Origin of the sequence: Burkholderia sp. AU17457 (assembly GCF_002223255.1) — a bacterium.
Lineage (GTDB): Bacteria > Pseudomonadota > Gammaproteobacteria > Burkholderiales > Burkholderiaceae > Burkholderia > Burkholderia sola.
The window spans coordinates 365,921-381,373 of record NZ_NKFB01000004.1 but is presented as its reverse complement, the minus strand read 5'-3'; the positions used below and the strand labels follow the sequence as shown (position 1 = coordinate 381,373).

At 69.1% G+C, this 15,453-nt stretch carries 15 protein-coding genes; 6 read left to right on the top strand and 9 right to left on the bottom strand.

Annotated elements, in window-relative coordinates; all coding sequences use genetic code 11:
* Positions 1-11: 11 nt before the first annotated feature.
* Both CFB49_RS14080 and CFB49_RS14075 read right to left on the bottom strand, forming a co-directional pair.
* Entirely contained in the window at positions 12-677 is a 666-nt protein-coding gene (locus CFB49_RS14080; RefSeq protein ID WP_089491607.1) for a hypothetical protein, read from the bottom strand.
* The gene (locus CFB49_RS14075) at positions 674-2,080 is read right to left on the bottom strand and encodes a selenium-binding protein SBP56-related protein (protein WP_089491606.1); all 1,407 of its coding nucleotides are present in this window, start codon (positions 2,078-2,080) and stop codon (positions 674-676) included. The genes CFB49_RS14080 and CFB49_RS14075 overlap by 4 nt, the downstream gene beginning before the upstream one ends.
* Before the next feature lie 591 nt (positions 2,081-2,671).
* Between CFB49_RS14075 and msrA the strand changes: the two genes are divergently transcribed.
* Entirely contained in the window at positions 2,672-3,232 is a 561-nt protein-coding gene (msrA, locus tag CFB49_RS14070) for a peptide-methionine (S)-S-oxide reductase MsrA (protein WP_050017027.1), read from the top strand.
* A 22-nt stretch (positions 3,233-3,254) separates the two neighbouring features.
* Here the strand turns inward: msrA and CFB49_RS14065 are convergent, their stop codons facing one another.
* The 3 genes from CFB49_RS14065 to pdxH all read right to left on the bottom strand — a co-directional run bounded on the left by CFB49_RS14065 (position 3,255) and on the right by pdxH (position 6,567).
* Positions 3,255-4,556: a DUF72 domain-containing protein gene (locus tag CFB49_RS14065; protein ID WP_089491605.1), complete on the bottom strand. Its 1,302-nt coding sequence runs from the start codon at positions 4,554-4,556 to the stop codon at positions 3,255-3,257.
* 23 nt (positions 4,557-4,579) lie between these two features.
* On the bottom strand, positions 4,580-5,800 hold the full coding sequence (locus CFB49_RS14060; RefSeq protein ID WP_069616894.1) for an SAM-dependent methyltransferase: 1,221 nt from the start codon (positions 5,798-5,800) through the stop codon (positions 4,580-4,582).
* 122 nt (positions 5,801-5,922) lie between these two features.
* Entirely contained in the window at positions 5,923-6,567 is a 645-nt protein-coding gene (gene pdxH / locus CFB49_RS14055; protein ID WP_089435533.1) for a pyridoxamine 5'-phosphate oxidase, read from the bottom strand.
* A gap of 128 nt (positions 6,568-6,695) precedes the next feature.
* Between pdxH and tcdA the strand changes: the two genes are divergently transcribed.
* Complete coding sequence (tcdA, locus tag CFB49_RS14050) at positions 6,696-7,553, top strand: tRNA cyclic N6-threonylcarbamoyladenosine(37) synthase TcdA (protein WP_089435532.1); 858 nt, start codon at positions 6,696-6,698, stop codon at positions 7,551-7,553.
* A gap of 121 nt (positions 7,554-7,674) precedes the next feature.
* Here tcdA and trxA read toward each other — a convergent pair whose 3' ends face one another.
* Together trxA and CFB49_RS14040 are read right to left on the bottom strand one after the other, a co-directional pair.
* On the bottom strand, positions 7,675-8,523 hold the full coding sequence (gene trxA, locus CFB49_RS14045) for a thioredoxin (protein WP_069621832.1): 849 nt from the start codon (positions 8,521-8,523) through the stop codon (positions 7,675-7,677).
* A gap of 52 nt (positions 8,524-8,575) precedes the next feature.
* Positions 8,576-9,466, bottom strand: a complete 891-nt coding sequence (locus tag CFB49_RS14040; protein WP_089491604.1) for a pirin family protein — start codon at positions 9,464-9,466, stop codon at positions 8,576-8,578.
* A 266-nt stretch (positions 9,467-9,732) separates the two neighbouring features.
* On the opposite strand from CFB49_RS14040, the gene CFB49_RS14030 reads away from it, so the two are divergent.
* The gene (locus tag CFB49_RS14030) at positions 9,733-10,611 is read left to right on the top strand and encodes an EamA family transporter (protein WP_175977498.1); all 879 of its coding nucleotides are present in this window, start codon (positions 9,733-9,735) and stop codon (positions 10,609-10,611) included.
* Positions 10,612-10,656: 45 nt separating this feature from the next.
* On the opposite strand, the gene CFB49_RS14025 is transcribed toward CFB49_RS14030, so the two are convergent.
* Together CFB49_RS14025 and tsaE are read right to left on the bottom strand one after the other, a co-directional pair.
* Entirely contained in the window at positions 10,657-12,183 is a 1,527-nt protein-coding gene (locus tag CFB49_RS14025) for an N-acetylmuramoyl-L-alanine amidase (protein ID WP_089491603.1), read from the bottom strand.
* Positions 12,165-12,716: a tRNA (adenosine(37)-N6)-threonylcarbamoyltransferase complex ATPase subunit type 1 TsaE gene (tsaE, locus tag CFB49_RS14020; RefSeq protein WP_069621264.1), complete on the bottom strand. Its 552-nt coding sequence runs from the start codon at positions 12,714-12,716 to the stop codon at positions 12,165-12,167. Before tsaE ends, CFB49_RS14025 begins: the two co-directional genes overlap by 19 nt.
* Before the next feature lie 17 nt (positions 12,717-12,733).
* Between tsaE and queG the strand changes: the two genes are divergently transcribed.
* From queG to xerD, 3 genes are all read left to right on the top strand, one after another.
* On the top strand, positions 12,734-13,969 hold the full coding sequence (gene queG, locus CFB49_RS14015) for a tRNA epoxyqueuosine(34) reductase QueG (protein WP_089491602.1): 1,236 nt from the start codon (positions 12,734-12,736) through the stop codon (positions 13,967-13,969).
* Positions 13,970-14,032: 63 nt separating this feature from the next.
* The gene (locus CFB49_RS14010) at positions 14,033-14,503 is read left to right on the top strand and encodes a methylated-DNA--[protein]-cysteine S-methyltransferase (protein ID WP_069621266.1); all 471 of its coding nucleotides are present in this window, start codon (positions 14,033-14,035) and stop codon (positions 14,501-14,503) included.
* Complete coding sequence (gene xerD / locus CFB49_RS14005; RefSeq protein WP_089491601.1) at positions 14,500-15,453, top strand: site-specific tyrosine recombinase XerD; 954 nt, start codon at positions 14,500-14,502, stop codon at positions 15,451-15,453. The genes CFB49_RS14010 and xerD overlap by 4 nt, the downstream gene beginning before the upstream one ends.

Sequence of the window (15,453 nt, the reverse complement as noted above, 5' to 3'; positions counted from 1 at the left end):
CGCTGCCCGCGCTATCGCGCCGCCGCCAGCCCGAGCGACAGCGCCCCGGTGACGATCAGGCTCGACGCCCACACCGCATCGAGATTGAACCAGCTCCGCGACACGAACTTCAGCCCGAGATAGCGGTACACGAGCCACGCGAGCCCGCCGCCGGCGGCGATCATCGCGGCCGCATGCACGGCCGCGACGACGAGCGCCATCCCGAGATGCGCATCGACGAGCATTGCTGCCGCGCGGTGGCCGGCATCCCGGTCGAGTCCGCACAGGCCGAGGTAGATCGGCACGAGCATCAGCCCCGCGCCGTGCGCGAGCGCGACCGCGAACGACCACAGGCCGAGCCGCGCCGGCGGAATCCGCGCGAGCGCCCGCGGATGCCGGCGCCGGATCAGCAGCACCGCGCCGAAGCCGATCACCAGCGCGCTCGCGCCGATCCGGATCGCCGACTGCCACGCGAGCAGCGCCGCGAGCAGCCCGAACGGCAGCATCACCGCGAAGACGGCCAGCGCATGACCGAGCGCGAGATAGCCGAGCGCCGCGACGAGCGCGCGGCCGCGGCGCGTCATCAGCGCGTTCGATACCGCGAGCGGCCAGCCCATCGCCGGGTTGAGCCCGTGATAGACGCCGCTCGCGAGCACGGCCGCCCACAGCGCGAACGGCGCGTGAAGGCCGGCGCTCAACGCTTGACCGACGGATAGCAGAACGAGTCGGTCGAGCAGTCGCCGCCCTCGAGCCGGATCTGGTGCGCGCGATAGCCGTCGGGGAATTCGACCCAGTAGTCGTCGGCGAGCGTCAGCCCGCCGTCCGGCCCCGCATGCGCGAGCACCTGCGCGGCCGGCACGCCGTCCGGATAGAACTGGTCGTCCCACGTCGAATAGAGCGAGTTGGTCCAGTACACGCGCCGGCCGTCGCGGCTGATCTCGACCATCTGCGGGCCGCCCGCGAACGTGCGGCCGTTCGAGTGCGGCGCACGGCGCGCGATGCCGCCGATGCGCACCGACCCGGCGAGCACCGGGTTGTGCGGGTCCGACACGTCGTACTGGCGCATCTCGCCGGTACCCCAGCACGACACGTACAGGAAGCGGTCGTCGAGCGACAGGTCGATGTCGGTCACGAGCGGCGGCACCGCGCCGAATCCTTGCAGCAGCGGCGGCAACTCGTCGGCCGCGGCCGGCTCGGCCGGGATTGTCGCGGTCTTCTTCACATGGAACTTGCCGCCTTCGCGCCACCAGGTCCAGATCGAGCCTTCGAGATTGGTCGTGTCGACGACGACGCCGACGAACCCGTATTCGCGCACCGGGTCGTGCGCGGGCCGCACCTCGAGCGCCATCTGGTGCTGTGCGCCGAGATCGATCGTCTGCACGTTGCGCCGCGCGCGCAGATCCCAGAAATGCAGCCGGTGCCCGTACTTGTTCGCGAGCAGGTCCTCGGGGACGATCCCGTTCTCGAATTGCGGCGGCAGCGCCCATTCGCTCGACACCATGTAGTCGCGCGGCAGGTTCCACCAGAAGTCGTAATGCTTGTCCTGCGGGCCGCGGTCGATCTCCCAGCGGCCGAGCACGTCGAAGGTCTCGCAATCCATGATGAAGATGCCGGGCGCGCCGTCGGTGCCGTCCTTGCCGGCCCCGCCGAGCGTGCTCACGTAGATGCCCTCCGGCCCGCAGTGCACGGTGTGCGGCCGCGAGTAGCCGGTCTTCGCGAAGATCTCGTCGGGCTCGATGATCTTGTGGATGCGCGCCTGCGTCGGATGCGGCTTCGTGTCGATCACGTAGATGCGCGACGAGCGCAGGCCGGGGATGATCAGGAAGCGGCGCTCGAGGAATGCATGGCCGGTGAGCGGCGACAGCGACGACGAACAGGCATTCCAGCCGAAGTGGTGAAACTCGTCGCCGGTGTTCGGCATCGTCACCGTATGCACGATCTTGCCGTACGTCGACGAACCGGGCTTCACGTCGATCACGGCGAGCGCGTCGGGTCTGGAAAAATCGGGACTCAGCAACAACGTATAGGCAAACTCCTCCGCCGGCGCCTGCATCGCAAGCTCGGGCGAAGCGTGAAACGTCGGGTCGGGCCGCATGCTCATGGTGATGCCTCCTCGATGGGTTCGGATTGTGAACGCACGGCCGTTCGTTGCGGGTGTGCGGGTCGGGATGGCCGCGCGGCGTGCATCGTGCCGGCGGGTGCGATCGACGCACGGACGCACGTGTCGGTGCCACGCGCCGCGCCGTGCATCAGATCGTGAAAGCGGGGAAAGCAGGTAACGGCGACAGGCGGGATCGCCGCGCCGGGGGCGGGGCGGACGGTCTGCAACGTGATGAAGCAGTCGAAGCGGCGCCCTGCGGCGCGGCAGCGGCCGGGCGGGTGACGCGGGTGAATTCTGTTAAGGCATGCATAGCGATGTTCCGGCAGATGATGTTTGCATCAGGGTCGGGCATGCATCGAACGCTGCGCGCGTGACGGCGGGTTTGCCGCCGCGCTAGCGCGTGCCTAAGTGTAGACGAGAATCGTGCAGGTGAGTCGGGCGCGGCGCCTGCGCAATCTGCCAGGTTCGCGCGCGAGTGAGATACTTGCCGGAGCGCCACGGTGTCCCGTATCACGGGCGCGCGGCGGCGGGATGGAACGGTGGCAGCCGGCACGGGCGTGCCGCTGCCGTCATCAACGAGGGACTGATTTCATGGGGAACGAGATGCTTGAAACCGCGACGCTCGGAGGCGGATGTTTCTGGTGCACGGAGGCCGTGTTTCTCGACGTCGACGGCGTGACGGCCGTCCAGTCGGGTTACGCGGGCGGCCATACGCGCAACCCTGGCTATCGCGACATCTGCGAAGGCGACACGGGTCACGCGGAAGTCGTCAACGTGACGTTCGATCCGGCGCGCATCGGCTATCGCGAGATCCTCGAGATCTTCTTCGCGACGCACGATCCGACCACGCTGAACCGGCAGGGCAACGACGTCGGCACGCAGTACCGGTCGGTCGTGTTCACGCATTCGGATGCGCAGCGCGACACGGCGCTCGACGTGATCCGCGAGCTCGAGCGCGAACAGGTGTTCGGGCAGCCGATCGTCACGCAGGTCGTGCCGCTCGACGGCAACTACTGGCCGGCCGAGGACTACCATCAGAACTATTACGCGCGGAACCCGGGGCAGGGCTATTGCTCGGTCGTGATCGGGCCGAAGCTCGCGAAATTCCGGCAGAAGTTCTCGCACCGGCTGAAGTCGCTGCGCGGCGCCTGAACGACGCCGGCGGAAGCCGGCGTCACGCCGCCTCGTTGCGCCACTGCGCGCACGCGGCGGCGATTTCGCGTGCGAGCGCGATGCACGACAGCGGCGCGGAGCCTTCCGCCTTGTTGTTGATCGTGATGATCACCGGCTGCCCGGCCAGCGCATAGCGCGCGGCCAGTTCGGCGAGCGCCGAGCGCGTGGCCGGATCCTCGTCGACGAGCTTGTCGAACGGCTCGTATTTCGCCTTCGCCTGCTCGTACTTGAAGCCGCCGTGCAGGCTCCAGCGCACGAACAGCGGGCCCGGCGCGTCGCCGTCGAGCAGTGCGAGCGCGGCGGCCTGGCGCAGCGGATCGGGCATCCGCGCGTGCAGGCCGACGCAGTAGCGCACGCCGAGCGCGGCCAGCGCGCGGATGAAGCGGGGCGTGAGCAGGCTCGCGTCGCGGATCTCGATCGCGTAGCGCGTGCCGTCGGCGTCCGGCGGCAGCGGCGGCAGCGCTGCGAAGAACGCGGCGAGCCGGTCGATCAGCGCGGCCGGCGCCGCGAGCAGCTGGTCGGGCAGCGGCGAGAACTGGAACACGAGCACGCCGGCTTTCCGGCCGAGCCCGTCGAGACACGGCTGGACGAATTCGCGGGTCGCGAGCCGAGCATCGAGGAAGGTCGGGTTCGGCCCGGACGGCTCGCCGCGCCGGCCGCGGATCACCGCGTCGGTCACCGCGGCCGGCGCCTTCACGACGAAACGGAAATCGTCGGGCACCTGCTGCGCGTAGCGCAGGTAATCGGCCACCGACAGCGGCCCGTAGAACGACCGGTCGAGGCTCACGCTCTTCAGCAGCGGATGCGCGCCGTACGCTTCGAGCCCTTCGCGTGACAGCTTGGTCTGCGCGAAATCGCCGTCGTAGACGATGCCGTTCCAGCCGGGGAAATACCACGACGACGTGCCGAGCCGCACGTTCGGCGGGAGGCCTGCCGCGGCGTCGGCCACGTCCGCCGAGATCGGCGCGGGCAGTACGCCGCGCTTGCGGCGGCCTTTCTTCGGCGCGGCAGCGGGCGGGGACGGTTCGTCCCACAGCAGGCCCGATGACGGGGCGGGCTCGTCGTCATCGGCGGCGGGGCGGGAAGTCGTGCGGGCGGGCCGCGTCGGTCGCGCGTCTTCCCGCGCGTGCGGCGTCACGGGCTCATCGGGGCTGGCGGAGCGATCGTCATGGGCCGGCGACGCGCGTGCGGCATCCGTCGGCACGCCGAACAGGTCGAATTGCCCGTCGGCGTGCGACTCGTTGGCGTCGTCGCGCGGCTGTCGTTGCGGCGGCGCCTTGCGCCGCGTCCTGCCGTCACCCATGCATGCCCTGCGTGAGGCGCCGCCTAGCGCGGCAGCGCGTGTTCGTACATGTAGCGCCGCGACCACGGCAGCGTTTTCGCGCTGCGTCCGGCCTTGCGGCACACGATCTGGAAGATCGACACGTCGTCGTGCTCGAACGCATACGCGCAACCGGCGAGATAGACGCGCCAGATGCGGAATTTTTCGTCGTCGACGAGCTTTCTCGCTTCCTCGGCTTTCGCTTCGAAGTTTTCCGTCCAGATATCGAGCGTGCGCGCATAGTGCCGGCGCAGGCTTTCGACGTCAACCGCCTCGAGTCCGCCGCGCTGCGCTGCTTCGAGCGCGAGGCTGATGTGCGGCAGCTCGCCGTCCGGGAACACGTAGCGATCGATGAATTCGCCGCCGCCGAGCGCGGTTTCGCCGCTTTCCGCGTCGGTCGACGTGATCCCGTGATTCATCGCGATGCCGTCGTCGGCGAGCAGCTCACGCACGCGCGAGAAGTAGAGCGGCAGGTTCTTGCGGCCGACGTGCTCGAACATCCCGACGCTCGTGATCCGGTCGAACTGGCCTTCGATCTCGCGGTAATCCTGCAGACGAATCTCGATCTTGTCTTCGAGGCCTGCCGCCTTCACGCGCGCGGTCGCGAGGTCGAACTGGTTCTGCGACAGCGTCACGCCGAGGCACGTCGCGCCGAACTTCTGCGCGGCGCGCAGCACGAGCGCGCCCCAGCCGCAGCCGATGTCGAGCAGGCGCTGGCCGGGCTGCAGCTGGATCTTCGTCAGGATGTGGTCGATCTTCTTGATCTGCGCGGTGGCGAGATCCTCGTCGCCATTCTCGAAGTACGCGCACGAGTACACCATGTTCTCGTCGAGCCACAGCCGGTAGAACTCGTTCGACACGTCGTAGTGGTACTGGATCGCCTTCTTGTCGGTGCTCTTCGTGTGATTGAAGTAGCGCTTCACGCGTGCCAGCTTGCTCGCGCTCGTCACGGTGCTGCGCGCGAGCGAGTAGCCGATGTTGATGATGTCCGACAGCTTGCCTTCGATGTCGATCTTGCCCTTCACGTACGCCTCGCCGAGATTGTCGAGGCTCGGTTCGAGCAGCAGCGGCAACGCCGATGCGCTGTTTACCTTCAGCGTGACCTGCGGTGCGCTGAAGGTGCCGAAATCGAGTTGATCGCCGTTCCACAGCACCAGTCGCGCCGGTATGTTCGCCTTTGCCCGTACTTCATCCGCCCACTGTGCCAGCTTCTTTTCCCAGAACATTTGGATTCTCCGTTTGTTCGTTGAATCGAATACAGCCAAGTATCTTGACCGGCGCCCACCGCTTGCGGCGCAGGCACCCGGATGCAACAACGAGACACGACCGGCGCACGCCGGCGCCGCGCTTACGGCGACAGGCGCGAGATCGTCCAGCCCGGCGCCGCCGTGGCGTCGCGCGTATAGAGCAGGCGGTCGTGCAGCCGCGACGGGCGCCCCTGCCAGAATTCGATCGCGTCGGGCACGAGGCGGTAGCCGCCCCAGTGCGGCGGGCGCGGCGGGTTGTCGCCGTAGCGTTCGCTGACGGCCTGTTCGCGCGCTTCGAGCGTCGCGCGGCTGTCGATCACGGTGCTCTGGTCCGACGCCCATGCGCCGATGCGCGAGCCGAGCGGGCGCGACGCGAAATAGCGGTCGCTTTCTTCCGCGCTGGTTTTCTCGATCCGGCCCTCGATGCGCACCTGGCGCTCGAGCTCGATCCAGTAGAACAGCAGCGCGGCTTGCGGATGCACGGCGAGATCGTGACCCTTGCGGCTTTCGTAATTGGTGAAGAAGACGAACCCGCGTTCGTCGACGCCCTTGATGAGCACGATTCGGGCCGACGGCCGGCCGTCGGCGCCGACGGTCGCGAGCGTCATCGTGTTCGGCTCGGGCAGCTTGGCGGCGAGCGCCTCCTTGAACCAGCGATCGAACTGGGCGAACGGGTCGGGGGCGGCATCGGCTTCGTCGAGCGAGGCACGCGAATAGTTGATGCGGAGATCGGCGAGAGTCGTCATGTTATGCAAACGCTTCAATCTGGGGCCAGTATAGCGAACGCGCGAGAATCGTGCGTGCACAGTGGGGCGGGGGAGCGGGGAGTTCAGGCAAAATAGAGGGCTGCACGACTTACGTTTTCCTTGCTGCCATGTCCTCCGCCGACGCTGCCCCGCCCCGTTCATCCGATCTTACCCCGACCCCGGAAATCCAGCTTGACGTGGATCGCGCCCGGCGTTTCGGCGGCGTCGCGCGCCTGTACGGCGCGCCGGCGGCGGCCGCGTTCGAGCGGGCGCACGTCGCCGTGATCGGGATCGGCGGCGTCGGGTCGTGGGCGGCCGAGGCGCTCGCGCGCAACGCGGTTGGCACGCTGACGCTGATCGATCTCGACAACGTCGCGGAAAGCAACACGAACCGGCAGGTCCATGCGCTCGACGGGAATTACGGCAAGCCGAAGGTCGACGCGATGGCCGAGCGGATCGCGCTGATCGATCCCGCATGCCGCGTGAACCGGATCGAGGATTTCGTCGAGCCCGACAACTTCGACGCGCTGCTCGGCGGCGGCTTCGACTACGTGATCGATGCGATCGACAGCGTGCGCACGAAGGTCGCGCTGATCGCATGGTGCGTCGCGAAACGGCAGCCGTTGATCGTCGTCGGCGGCGCGGGCGGGCAGCTCGACCCGACGCGCATCCGCATCGACGATCTCGCGCTGACGATCCAGGATCCGCTCCTGTCGAAGGTGCGCGCGCAGTTGCGCAAGCAGCACGGTTTTCCGCGCGGGCCGAAGGCGCGCTTCAAGGTCAGCGCCGTGTATTCGGACGAGCCGTTGATCTATCCGGAAGCGGCGGCCTGCGACATCGAGGACGGCGCGGAGCCGTCCGCGGCCGCGCACGTCGCGGGGCTCAACTGTGCGGGCTTCGGTTCGAGCGTGTGCGTGACCGCGAGCTTCGGCTTCGCGGCTGCCGCGCATGCGCTGCGGGCGATCGCGGCACAGGCGGCCGGCTGAGCGCGGGTCGCGAATGAGAATGTTGCGGCGCGGCCGGTGCGCCGCGCGCGAGTCGGCAAGTTAAAGCGAGTTGGCCGGGCGCCGTTGCGGCCCGGCCTGTCGTGGCCCGGCCTCTCGTGCATCAGTTGAGCGCCATGCTCAGCTTGCGTCGCCACGCGGCGACGAGGTCCGGGCGATCGCCGGCCAGTTCGAACACCGAGATCATCGTGCGGCGGCCGAGGTCGTCGCCGTATGCGCGATCGCGCGTCACGATTTCCAGCAGCTGTTCCAGCGCCCCTTCGTACGCGCGCCGCGCGATCAGGCTCTGCGCGAGGTCGAAGCGCGCGTCGAGATCGCCCGGGTTCGCCGCGATGCGTGCTTCGAGCGCGTCGGTCGGCGGCAGGTCGGCCGTGGCGTCGAGCGCGTCGAAACGGGTCTTGATCGCCTGGTAGCGCGGGTCGCCGTTCTGCACGGTTTGCGGCGACAGGCGCTCGGTTTCCGCGCGCGCGGCGTCGACCTCGTTGCGCGCGAGCAGCAGCTCGATCAGGTCGAGGCGCGCGTCATCGTAGCCGGGGTTCAGCGCGAGCGCCGCTTCGAGGTGCGTGCGCGCATCGTCGAAGCGCTGTTCGGCCATCGCGTACTGCGCGGCGCGGCGCTCGGCTTCCTCGGCCGCCGGCAGCAGCCGGTCGAGGAACGCGCGCAACTGCCCTTCGGGCAGCACGCCGACGAACTGGTCGACCGGCCGCCCGTCGGCGAACGCGATCACGTGCGGGATGCTGCGCGTCTGGAAGTGCGCGGCGAGTTCCTGGTTCTCGTCGACGTTGACCTTCACGAGCTTCCAGCGGCCGGCGTAATCGGCTTCGAGCTTTTCCAGCAGCGGGCCGAGCGTCTTGCAGGGGCCGCACCACGGCGCCCAGAAGTCGACCAGCACGGGCGTGTCCAGCGACGCCTCGATGACGTCTCTCTCGAATGTGGCAAGCGTGGTGTCCATGTCGTTCTCTTCCGTTCGAATATCGTCAGGATGGGGGCGGCGCGCCGCTTTTTCAACGCGGCTTCGATTCGGGCAGCGGAATCCACTCGGTCTCGCCGGGCACCTTGCCCATTTCCTGGCGCGTCCATGCCGCTTTCGCGCGCTCGATCGCGTCCCGGCTGCTCGCGACGAAATTCCATTCGATGAAGCGTTCGCCGTCGATCCGGTCGCCGCCGAGCAGCATCGCGCGCGCGCCGCTGCCGCTCGTCAGCGTGACCGGCGCGCCCGGCGCGCCCGGCGCGAGCACGGCCATCCGTTCGGCCGGCACCGGCGTGCCGTCGATCGCGAGCTCGCCGTCGACCACGTAGACCGCGCGCTCCTCGTGCGACGCATCGAGTTCGAGCCGGCCGCCGGCCGTGAATTCGGCCGCGACGTACAGCGTGCGCGAGAACGTCGTCACGGGCGAATGCAGCCCGAATGCGTCGCCGGCGATCACCGTCAGCGCGACGCCGTTTTCATCGCGCTTGGGCAGCGTGTCGGCCGGGTGATGCTCGAACGACGGCTCGGTCGTCTCGTGCGTTTTCGGCAGCGCGACCCAGGTCTGGATGCCGTGTACGGTGTGGCCGCTCGCACGCTGCGCGTCGGGCGTACGTTCGGAGTGGACGATCCCGCGGCCGGCCGTCATCCAGTTCACGTCGCCCGGCACGATTTCCTGCAGCGAGCCGAGGCTGTCGCGGTGCAGGATCGCGCCGTCGAACAGGTAGGTGACCGTCGCGAGCCCGATGTGCGGATGCGGGCGCACGTCGAGCCCCGTGCCGGCCGGCAGCGCGGCGGGCCCCATGTGATCGAAGAAGATGAACGGGCCGACGAGGCGTGCGGCGAGCGCGGGCAGCGTGCGGCGCACCTGCAGGTTGCCGATGTCGCGCACGTGCGGCTTCAGCAGGGCTTTGATCGAGTCGGTCATGGCGGGCCTCGTGGGGAACGGCTGGGTTGCCGGTCATTGTACTGGCGGCGCGACGGCCCGCGTGACGGTGAACGCGGGAAACGCGAAATGCGCGCGGCGCGACACGGCCGCGGCAGGCACGCGCCGTGCGGCATCCGCGGCGTGGCGCCAGCCGCCGCGCGCGTCGCCGATTCCATGCGCGCCGCGCGGATATCGGCCGCGGCGGCGAAAGCCGGTAGACTGACCGGCTTCACAATGACAATTCGACGATCGAGGAGACGCCGATGATGGCCCCGAAGGACTTGCTGCTCGCGCTGGTCGTGATCCTGGCGTGGGGCGTGAACTTCGTCGTGATCAAGGTGGGCCTGCACGGCATGCCGCCGATGCTGCTCGGCGCGCTGCGCTTCACGCTCGCGGCCGTGCCGGCAGTGTTCTTCGTGCGGCGGCCGCAGATTTCGTGGCGGCTGCTGGTGCTGTACGGCGCGACGATCCAGCTCGGCCAGTTCGTGTTCCTGTTCACCGGCATGTACGTCGGGATGCCGGCCGGCCTCGCGTCGCTCGTGCTGCAGTCGCAGGCGTTCTTCACGCTGGTGTTCGCGATGCTGTTCCTCGGCGAGCGGCTGCGCGTGCAGAACCTGGTCGGGCTCGCGATCGCCGCGGGCGGGCTCGTCGTGATCGCCGCGCAGGGCGGCCGCGCGATGACGCTCGCGGGCTTCCTGCTGACGATCTGCTCGGCCGCGATGTGGGCCGTCGGCAATATCGTCACGAAGAAGGTCGGGAAGGCGAACCTCGTGTCGCTCGTCGTGTGGGCGAGCCTCGTGCCGCCGGTGCCGTTCTTCCTGCTGTCGCTGTGGTTCGAAGGGCCGCGGCGGATCGCGACCGCGCTCGCCGGGCTCGACGGCGCGTCGATCTTCGCGGTCGTCTATCTCGCGTTCGTCGCGACGCTGCTCGGCTACGGGCTGTGGAGCCGCCTGCTGTCGCGCTACCCGGCCGCGCAGGTCGCGCAATTCTCGCTGCTGGTGCCGATCGTCGGGCTCGCGTCGTCGGCGCTGCTGCTCGACGAGCATCTGACGCAATCGCAGCTGATCGGCGCCGCGCTCGTGATGGGCGGGCTCGCGGTGAACGTGTTCGGCGGGAAATTGCTGAGCCGCTTCGCGGCGTCGTGACGCGCCGGCACGCGCTGCGTGCCGGCGGCAGGGAAGTGATGGCGCTCAGGCCATCCGGCTCTTCGCGAGCGGCGGATTCGCGGCGAAATAACGCTTGATGCCGCGGAAGATCGCGTCGGCCATCTCGTCGCGATAGCTGTCGTCGTTGAGGCGGCGCTCTTCGTCCGGGTTGCTGATGAACGCGGTCTCGACGAGGATCGACGGAATGTCGGGCGCCTTCAGCACCGCGAACCCGGCCTGCTCGACCGAGCCCTTGTGCAGCTTGTTGATGCCGCCCACTTCCTTCAGCACGTAGTTGCCGTAGCGCAGCGAGTCGCGGATCTGCGCGGTCGTCGACATGTCGAACAGCGCGCGGTTCACCGCCGCGTCCGCCGTCTTGATGTTGATGCCGCCGATCAGGTCCGACGAATTCTCCTTGTTCGCCATCCAGCGCGCCGCGGCGCTCGTCGCGCCGTGGTCGGACAGCGCGAACACCGACGAGCCGCGTGCGGACGGCGTCGTGAACGCATCCGCGTGGATCGACACGAACAGATCCGCGCCGACGCGGCGCGCTTTCTGCACGCGCACGTTCAGCGGCACGAAGAAGTCGGCGTCGCGCGTCATCATCGCGCGCATGTTCGGCGCGGCGTCGATCTTCGCGCGCAGCTTCTTCGCGATGTCGAGCGCGATGTGCTTCTCGTACGTGCCGCCGCCGCCGATCGCGCCCGGATCCTCGCCGCCGTGGCCCGGATCGATCGCGACGGTCAGCAGGCGTACGGTGCCGCCCTTGCCTGATTTCGGCGCGGTGAACTTGTAGGTGTCGCCGTCGTCGTCGTTGTCGTCGCGGCGCGCGATGACGGGCGGCGGCTTGACGGCCGGCTTCGCGGGCGTCGACGGCGTGCCGGCGGCCGGCGGCGTATGCGGCGCGGCCGGCGTGTTCTGCGCGAAACGCTGGAAGAACGCGTCGCTGTTGTCGCCCGCGCCGGGCGGCGGGGTGCCCGGGCCGGCCAGCGTGGACGGCGGCTGCATCTGCTGCGCGCGCGCGGTGTCGTTGAGCGCCTGTTCCTTGCGTTCCGTCTGCGCGATCAGGTCGGACAGCGGATCGGGCGCGACGGCCGGATACAGGTCGAACACGAGCCGGTACTTGTAGGTGCCGACGGGCGGCAGCGTGAACACCTGCGGCTTCACCGAGCCCTTCAGGTCGAACACCATCCGCACGACGTGCGGCTGATACTGGCCGACGCGCACCGACTGGATCTGCGGATCGTTCGGCGCGATCTTCGATACGAGGTCGCGCAGCGCCTGGTCGAGGTCGAGGCCGCTCAGGTCGACGACCAGACGGTCGGGCCCCTGCAGCAGCTGTTGGCTATTCTGCAGCGGCTGGTCGGATTCGATCGTGACGCGCGTGTAATCGCGTGCGGGCCACACGCGCACGCCGAGCACCGACGACGCATGCGCGAGCCGCGGCGCGACGAGACCGAGCACCAGCGTCGACGCTCCCGCGCGCAGGATCTGACGGCGCCGCCAGTTGTGCGTCGCGGTGGCCGCCGATTCGATCGAGCGGAACGGTTTGATCAACATCTTTCGAGACATGCCTTTCCTGAAGCGCTGTACGCCCGGACGGTGAGGGCACGGCCGTCGCCATCCACGTCGAGCGAGAAAACCAGATCGGGCACGCCGAGCAGCGCGCCCGCCTGTTGCGGCCATTCGACGAGGCAGATCGCGCTGGAATTGAAATATTCGCGAAAGCCTGCATCGGACCATTCGGCCGGATCGTTGAATCGATACAGATCGAAGTGATAGACCTCGAGTTCCCCGTCGCTGCGCTCGAGCGCGTACGGCTCGACGAGCGTATAGGTCGGGCTGCGCACGCGGCCCGGGTGGCCGAGGCCGCGCAGGATCGCGCGCACGAGGGTCGTCTTGCCCGCGCCGAGATCGCCGACCAGCTGGATCTGCAGCCCGTCGAACGCATGGGCGCGGGCGAGCTCGATGCGCGCCGCGTCGAGCGCGTGCGCGAAGCGGGTGCCGAAGGCCTCGGTTGCCGCTTCGTCGGCGAGCGCGATCACGCGCTCCGCGAGCGGGGCGGGCAACATGGCTTGAGGCGGTTGGCTGGGCGTGGCTGGCATTCTCGTAAAATAGTGCGATGAACCGACTACCGGAACGCACCGCATCCGACCGGCCTTCGACTCGTGCCGAAGGCGCGGCGCCGTGCGCGCTCGACGATGCGGCGTTGACTGCGCTCGCCGCTCGCATCAGGGCGTGGGGGCGCGAATTGGGTTTCGGGGCGATCGGCATCAGCGACACCGATCTCTCGGATGCCGAAGCGGGCCTCGCCGCCTGGCTGGAAGCCGGATACCACGGCGAAATGGATTATATGGCCAAACATGGGATGAAACGCGCGCGGCCGGCCGAACTTGTGGCCGGTACGCGACGCGTGATTTCCGTGCGGCTCGCCTACCTGCCGGCCCAAACGCTCGCGGCCGACGCGCCCGGCGGCGAGCCCGGCGCGCTCGCGCCGCACGACTGGCGCGCGCGCGAACGGGCGCGGCTCGACGATCCGCGGGCGGCCGTCGTGTCGATCTATGCACGCGGCCGCGACTATCACAAGGTGCTGCGCAACCGGCTGCAGACGCTCGCGGAGCGCATCGAGCACGAGATCGGCGGGTTCGGCTACCGCGTGTTCACCGATTCGGCGCCCGTGCTCGAAGTCGAACTCGCGCAGAAGGCCGGGGTCGGCTGGCGCGGCAAGCACACGCTGCTGCTGCAGCGCGATGCCGGCTCGCTGTTCTTTCTCGGCGAGATTTACGTCGACCTGCCGCTGCCGACCGATGCGCACACGTCGCCCGACAGCGCACCCGAAACGCCCGGCGCGCACTGCGGCAGCTGCACGCGCTGCATCGACGCGTGCCCGACCGGCGCGATCGTCGAGCCGTACCGCGTCGACGCGCGCCGCTGTATCTCGTACCTGACGATCGAACTGAAAGGCAGCATCCCCGAGCCGCTGCGGCCGATGATCGGCAATCGCGTGTACGGCTGCGACGACTGCCAGCTCGTGTGCCCGTGGAACAAGTTCGCGCAGGCCGCGCCCGTCGCCGATTTCGACGTGCGGCACGGCCTCGATCGCGCGACGCTCGTCGAGCTGTTCGCGTGGGACGGCGAGACGTTCGATACGCGGATGCAGGGCAGCGCGATCCGGCGCATCGGCTATGAAAGCTGGCTGCGCAATCTCGCGGTCGGGCTCGGCAATGCGTTGCGCGCCGGCGCGGACCGGCTCGCGCCGGCGGCGCGCGACGCGATCGTGGCCGCGCTGCGCGCCCGCGCCGACGATCCGTCGCCGGTCGTGCGCGAGCATGTCGAATGGGCGCTGCGAGCGGCGTGAAGGCGGCGTAAAGTGTCGTCGGCGCGCGGGCAGGGCCGCGCGCATCCCGGTCAGGAGAAGGCAATGTTCAACGCAGTCATCGACGCGCCGTTCGGCAAGGTCGGCATCCGCACGGATGCCGCGGTGGTGCGCGAGATCGTCTATCTGCCCGAATCGATGAAGTCGGTCGATCCGGATTCGGCGCTCGCGAAGCGCGCGGTCGAGCAGATCGAACGTTATTTCGAGCGCGCATCGGCGCGTTTCGACCTGCCGCTCGCCGACGTCGGCAGCGCATTCCAGCACCGCGTGTGGGACGTGATCAGCGACATCCCGCCCGGGACGGTGCTGACCTACGGCCAGGTCGCGAAGCGGATCGGCAGTGCGCCGCGCGCGGTCGGCCAGGCGTGCGGCGCGAACTACTTCCCGCTCGTGATTCCGTGCCATCGCGTCGTCGCGGCGGGCGGCCTCGGCGGGTTCGCGAACCACGACGACAACGGCTATTACCAGCGAGTGAAGCGCTGGCTGCTGGCGCACGAGGGCGTGCCGTACCAATGAGCGAACCGATGATTTCCCCCGACGCCGACGATACCGATGCCGTCGCGGCATCGCCCGCGCTGCTCGCGAGCCGCACGTCGATCGACGTGTTCTGTGATGCGCTGTGGCTCGAGCACGGGCTCGCGCGCAACACGCTCGATGCGTACCGGCGCGACCTGGCGCTGTTTTCCCACTGGCTGGCCGCGACGCACGACGCGTCGCTCGACTCGGCCGACGAGGCGATGGTGACCGGCTACATCGCCGCGCGCAGCGACGGCAAGGCGACGTCGTCGAACCGGCGGCTGTCGGTGTTTCGCCGCTATTACGGCTGGGCCGTGCGCGAGCATCGCGCGAGCGCGGACCCGACGCTGCGGATCACGTCTGCGAAGCAGGCGGCCCGGTTCCCGTCGACGCTGTCCGAGGCGCAGGTCGAGGCGCTGCTCGGCGCGCCCGACATCGGCACGCCGCTCGGCCTGCGCGATCGCACGATGCTCGAGCTGATGTACGCGAGCGGGCTGCGCGTGAGTGAGCTCGTCACGCTGAAGACCGTCGAGGTCGGCCTCAACGAAGGCGTCGTGCGCGTGATGGGCAAGGGGTCGAAGGAGCGGCTCGTGCCGTTCGGCGAAGTCGCGCACGGCTGGATCGAACGCTACCTGCGCGATGCGCGGCCGGCGCTGCTCGGCGCACGCGCGGCCGATGCGCTGTTCGTGACCGCGCGCGGCGACGGGATGACGCGTCAGCAGTTCTGGAACATCATCAAGCGCCACGCACAGCAGGCCGACGTGCGCGCGCACCTGTCGCCGCACACGCTGCGGCACGCGTTCGCGACGCACCTGCTGAACCACGGCGCCGACCTGCGCGTCGTGCAGCTGCTGCTCGGCCACAGCGACATCTCGACCACGCAGATCTATACGCACGTCGCGCGCGAGCGGCTCCGGACGCTGCACGCGCAGCATCACCCGCGCGGCTGA

Coding starts and splice junctions, on each gene's coding strand:
- msrA (WP_050017027.1), top strand. CDS start 2,672: ATGGGGAACGAGATGCTTGAAACCGCGACGCTCGGAGGCGGATGTTTC.
- xerD (WP_089491601.1), top strand. CDS start 14,500: ATGAGCGAACCGATGATTTCCCCCGACGCCGACGATACCGATGCCGTC.
- tsaE (WP_069621264.1), bottom strand. CDS start 12,716: ATGCCAGCCACGCCCAGCCAACCGCCTCAAGCCATGTTGCCCGCCCCG.
- CFB49_RS14025 (WP_089491603.1), bottom strand. CDS start 12,183: ATGTCTCGAAAGATGTTGATCAAACCGTTCCGCTCGATCGAATCGGCG.
- CFB49_RS14060 (WP_069616894.1), bottom strand. CDS start 5,800: ATGTTCTGGGAAAAGAAGCTGGCACAGTGGGCGGATGAAGTACGGGCA.
- queG (WP_089491602.1), top strand. CDS start 12,734: ATGAACCGACTACCGGAACGCACCGCATCCGACCGGCCTTCGACTCGT.
- pdxH (WP_089435533.1), bottom strand. CDS start 6,567: ATGACGACTCTCGCCGATCTCCGCATCAACTATTCGCGTGCCTCGCTC.
- CFB49_RS14030 (WP_175977498.1), top strand. CDS start 9,733: ATGGCCCCGAAGGACTTGCTGCTCGCGCTGGTCGTGATCCTGGCGTGG.
- tcdA (WP_089435532.1), top strand. CDS start 6,696: ATGTCCTCCGCCGACGCTGCCCCGCCCCGTTCATCCGATCTTACCCCG.
- CFB49_RS14010 (WP_069621266.1), top strand. CDS start 14,033: ATGTTCAACGCAGTCATCGACGCGCCGTTCGGCAAGGTCGGCATCCGC.
- CFB49_RS14075 (WP_089491606.1), bottom strand. CDS start 2,080: ATGAGCATGCGGCCCGACCCGACGTTTCACGCTTCGCCCGAGCTTGCG.
- CFB49_RS14040 (WP_089491604.1), bottom strand. CDS start 9,466: ATGACCGACTCGATCAAAGCCCTGCTGAAGCCGCACGTGCGCGACATC.
- trxA (WP_069621832.1), bottom strand. CDS start 8,523: ATGGACACCACGCTTGCCACATTCGAGAGAGACGTCATCGAGGCGTCG.
- CFB49_RS14065 (WP_089491605.1), bottom strand. CDS start 4,556: ATGGGTGACGGCAGGACGCGGCGCAAGGCGCCGCCGCAACGACAGCCG.